The 4440-nt window shown below is 63.4% G+C and carries 6 protein-coding genes; 4 read left to right on the forward strand and 2 right to left on the reverse strand.

The genetic code is table 11. The features are described 5' to 3' along the window. Together ABI213_RS21725 and ABI213_RS21730 are read right to left on the reverse strand one after the other, a co-directional pair. On the reverse strand, positions 1-395 hold a 395-nt coding region (locus tag ABI213_RS21725), incomplete at its 3' end, for a CBS domain-containing protein (protein ID WP_348028614.1). 42 nt (positions 396-437) lie between these two features. Further along, positions 438-1100 carry a hypothetical protein gene (locus ABI213_RS21730; protein ID WP_348028616.1) on the reverse strand — a complete coding sequence of 221 codons (663 nt, stop codon included), beginning with the start codon at positions 1098-1100 and terminating at the stop codon, positions 438-440. Positions 1101-1120: 20 nt separating this feature from the next. On the opposite strand from ABI213_RS21730, the gene ABI213_RS21735 reads away from it, so the two are divergent. The 4 genes from ABI213_RS21735 to ABI213_RS21750 all read left to right on the forward strand — a co-directional run. After that, positions 1121-3511, forward strand: coding sequence for a UvrD-helicase domain-containing protein (locus ABI213_RS21735; RefSeq protein WP_348028618.1), 2391 nt, complete (start codon positions 1121-1123; stop codon positions 3509-3511). An 81-nt stretch (positions 3512-3592) separates the two neighbouring features. Continuing rightward, entirely contained in the window at positions 3593-3838 is a 246-nt protein-coding gene (locus ABI213_RS21740; RefSeq protein ID WP_348007252.1) for a hypothetical protein, read from the forward strand. Between the two features lie 60 nt (positions 3839-3898). After that, positions 3899-4234, forward strand: a complete 336-nt coding sequence (locus ABI213_RS21745; RefSeq protein WP_348028620.1) for a helix-turn-helix transcriptional regulator — start codon at positions 3899-3901, stop codon at positions 4232-4234. Further along, positions 4221-4440: aquaporin (locus ABI213_RS21750; RefSeq protein WP_348028622.1), on the forward strand; the 220-nt coding region annotated here is incomplete at its 3' end. The genes ABI213_RS21745 and ABI213_RS21750, both read left to right, overlap by 14 nt.

Genomic DNA, 4440 nt, shown 5'->3' on the forward strand with positions numbered 1-4440 from the left:
CGCAGCAGCAGCCCGACCAGTTGGCCTTTTCCGTCCAGCACCGGCATTTGGCCGACACGGTGGCGGGCCAGCAGGGCGGCGGCAATGGCCAATGGCACATCGGTACGGACGGTGACCGCGGGCTGGGTCATCAGCAGGCCTACCTTGTCCAGCGGCTGGCGCGGGGTTTCGGGTTGGCTCACCTGGGCGTAGGCCGCCACCGCGGTGGCGGGCAGCAAGGCTTTGGGATGCGGTGTTTCGGCCTCGAACGTGGGGACGGAAAACTCGGGTTCCAGCACCAGATCGTTAGGCTCGATGGGGTGGAGCCGTGCTACTGCGTTCACCTTGTCGATATGGCGCAGTTGTTCCACCGTGCCGGTGAACACCCGCCCTGTAATTCCATAGACCGAAAACATGGATCTAGTCCTCCTGCGGACCGCAAATTAACACATTGCGTGTTAATCGTCTTCAGGTGCGCACACCGACTGCGCCATCGCCACGACCCGCGCACTGGCATCTTCCACCCAGCCGATGACCCGCAGGCGGGCGGCCTGGGCACCGGCGGGCACGCTCAAGGGGCGGATTTCCGAGTGTTCACCGGGCGTGCTCCAGTCCAGCACCAGGGTGTTGCGTACCAGATTGCGTTCGACCGCTGTGCCATCGCTTCCGGCCGGAATGGTCTCTACCAAGGCCAGCCACGCGGTGAGCGGGCCGTAGGCTGCTTCGTGGGCGGATTGCAAGGCGATGGAGGTGCCGACGTAGCCTCCCAGCATCGGGCCACGGGCTACCCGCAGCGGAAGCGGTGGTGGTAATGGGATGGTAGGTGGCACAGCCCGTGCCCTGGCTTGCTTGCGGTCCAGTCCGTCATGGCGGGCCGCCGCCGACAAGGGCGCGTCGTCCCCCATGGTGCCGGGTACCAGCCAGTCCAGCGCCACCGCGCCGGGTGGGGGCAGGGTGGCATGCGCATCGGCCCAGCAGGCCTCGCAATCGGCGCTGATGAAGCGCTCCAGCAAGGTGGTGGGCGCAGCTTGGCCTTCGCTGGAGCAGGAAACCTGGGCGGATGCCGCCTGGTGCAGTACCAGCAGCAGCGCTGCGGCCCAGAAGGGCAAGGGTTGTTTCATGGGGTTCCTACAATCGACCTATGTTTTCAGCAAATACTAACTTGGTCGCACAGGATGCGCCGCTCTTACACAACCTTAACCCTGAGCAGTTGGCGGCTGTGACTCTGCCCACCGGCCACGCATTGATTCTGGCCGGGGCCGGTTCCGGCAAGACCCGGGTGCTCACTACCCGTATCGCCTGGCTGCTACAAACCGGGCGTGTGACCCCCGGCGGCATTTTGGCGGTCACTTTTACCAACAAGGCTGCCAAGGAAATGGTGCTGCGTCTGTCCACCATGCTGCCCATTAACGTGCGCGGCATGTGGATTGGCACCTTCCACGGTCTGTGCAACCGCCTGCTGCGGGCCCACTACAAGCTGGCGAATCTGCCGCAGAGTTTCCAGATCCTGGACACCCAGGACCAGCTCAGCGCCATCAAGCGCCTGATGAAGCAGTTCAACATCGACGACCAGCAGTACCCGGCCAAGCAAACCCAGTGGTTCATCGGCAACTGCAAGGAAGAGGGCCTGCGCCCCGACGCGGTGGAGAGCCACGACCCGCAGACCCGCAAGAAAATCGAGATCTACGCGCTGTACGAAGAACAGTGCCAGCGCGAAGGCGTGGTGGATTTTGGCGAGCTGATGCTGCGTAGCTACGAACTACTGCGCGACAACGACCCGATCCGTGAGCACTACCAGCGGCGCTTTCGCCACATCCTGATTGACGAGTTCCAAGACACCAATAAGCTGCAGTACGCCTGGATCAAGATGCTGTCCGGCCACGGCCCCAAAGATTTAGCTGCAGGCACGGCCATGCCCGGCGGCAGCGTGCTGGCGGTGGGCGATGACGACCAAAGCATCTACGCCTTCCGCGGCGCGCGGGTCGGCAATATGGCCGACTTTGTACGCGAATTCGGCGTGACCCAGCAGATCAAGCTGGAGCAAAACTACCGCAGCTTCAGCAACATTCTGGACTCGGCCAACCAGCTCATCAGCCACAACAGCAACCGTTTGGGCAAAGACCTGCGAACCGACCAAGGCCCCGGCGAGCCGGTGCGCGTGGTCGAAAACCCGCGCGATCTGGACGAAGCCCAATGGATCGTCGACGAGGTCAAACAGCTCGTGCGCGACGGCATGTCGCGCCAGGAAATCGCCGTGCTGTACCGCAGCAATGCCCAGAGCCGGGTGATCGAGACCGCGCTGTTCAACGCCGCCATTCCCTACCGCGTGTTTGGGGGCCTGCGCTTCTTCGAGCGGGCCGAAATCAAGCACGCGCTGGCCTACCTGCGCCTGCTGGAGAACGCCAACGACGACACCAGCTTTCTGCGCGTGGTCAACTTCCCGCCGCGCGGCATCGGAGCACGCAGTCTGGAGGTGTTGCAAGACGCCGCCCGCGCCAGCGGCTGCTCGCTGCACGACGCAGTCAGCATCGTGCCCGGCAAGGCGGGGGCCAACTTTGGAGCCTTCGTGGCCAAGCTGGACGTGCTGCGCGAGCAGACCGAAGGCCGTACTCTGCGTGAAATTATCGACCTGGTGCTGGACCACAGCGGGCTGCTAGCCCACTTCAAGGCCGACCGCGAAGGCGAAGACCGGGTCGAAAATTTGGAAGAATTGGTCAACGCTGCCGAAAGCTTTGTGTCCCAGCAAGGCTTTGGCCGCGATGCCGTGGCCCTGCCGCTGGACGAACTCAGCCAATCGCCCGCCAGCCAGGGCCTGGACCCCAGCTTGCCCGCCGCCGACGGCTTTATCGACCAGGACAGTGGCGAAACCCTATCGCCCCTGGCTGCCTTCCTGACCCACGCCGCTCTGGAAGCCGGTGATAACCAGGCCAAGGCCGGTCAAGATGCCGTGCAACTCATGACCGTGCACTCGGCCAAGGGCCTGGAATTCGATGCCGTGTTTGTGGGTGGCATGGAAGAAGGCCTGTTCCCGCACGAAAACTCGCTCAGCGACCGCCAGGGCCTGGAAGAAGAGCGCCGCCTGATGTACGTGGCCATCACCCGCGCCCGCCAGCGTCTGTACCTCAGCTTCTCGCAAAGCCGATTGCTGCACGGCCAGACCCGCTACAACCCGCGCAGCCGCTTCTTCGACGAGCTACCCGAGTCGGCGCTGAAATGGATCACCTCCAAGTCCTCCAGCTATGGATCTGGCTATGCTTCCAAATCCATAGCTGGTAGCGCAAGTGGATACAGCCCTGGAGGCCGATTTGGTAAAGAAGATGCTCCCTTCGCCAGCCCTCCCTTGCCGCCGCAAAAAGCCGCGCCCAGCCACGGCCTGCGCGTGGGCATGCAGGTGTTCCACACCAAGTTTGGCGAGGGCAAAGTCAATCTGCTGGAAGGCAGCGGCGACGATGCGCGTGCGCAAATCAACTTCCCGCGCCACGGCGTGAAGTGGCTGGCGCTGAGTGTGGCGAAGCTGACACCGGTGCCCTGACAGGCTTGTCTTCATAGCGTCACATACCGGGCGCAGCATCTTGGGTGCAGACCATTTCGTCTGCCGCCCAAGGAGCCCGCCATGACAGACCTGAAAGAATTCCACGTCGGCGACTGTGTCGTCTCGCTGTTTGCCAAGCCGATGATCGACGGCACCTGGCTGGCACGGGTCGGCATTGCGCAGCACTACGGCATGCCCATCCCCAGCGAGCGCATGTTCAGCTTCGACAACCCGTTTGTCTCGGAAGACAACGCTTTGGCCCACGCGCGCGAGCAAGGCCTGCGCATTGCGCGCGATCCGGTAGCGTTTTTGCAAATGGGCATCTGAAGGCTTGCAGCGGCCACTGGGCAGCTGTTTTTCATCCTATATTTCAACTATCATTGAAATATGAAATTAATTCCTTTGGAAGAACCCGCAGCCGTCCGGTCTCTGTTGGCCTTGGCTCAGGTGCAGCGCCTGCGCGCGTTCCGGGCGCTGGTGGTGGCCGGGGCCGAGGGCCTGACCCCGGGCGTTATGGCCGAGCAGCTGGGGGTGGCGCCCAGCGCCTTGTCCTTCCACCTCAAGGAACTGGCCCATGCGGGCATGGTCAGCAGCGAGCCGCGCGGCCGCAACCTGATCTACCGCGCCAACTTCGACCAGATGAACGCGCTGCTGGGTTACCTGACCGAGCACTGCTGCCAGGGTGCACCCTGCGCGGTGGAGGCGGTCTGTGCCGACTGCTAACCCCCGGCTTGTCCAGCAGCTGTTGGCTGAGTGCCTGGGCACGGCCGGGCTGCTGTGCGCGGTGATTGGCTCGGGCGTAATGGCCGAGCGGTTGGCGGGCGGCAACCTAGCTGTGGCGCTGCTGGCCAACACGCTGGCAACGGTGTGGGCCTTGTATGTGTTGATTGAATTGCTAGGCCCCGTGAGCGGCGCGCACTTCAACCCGT

Origin of the sequence: Rhodoferax sp. (assembly GCF_039922535.1) — a bacterium.
Classification (GTDB): Bacteria; Pseudomonadota; Gammaproteobacteria; order Burkholderiales; family Burkholderiaceae_C; genus Rhodoferax_B.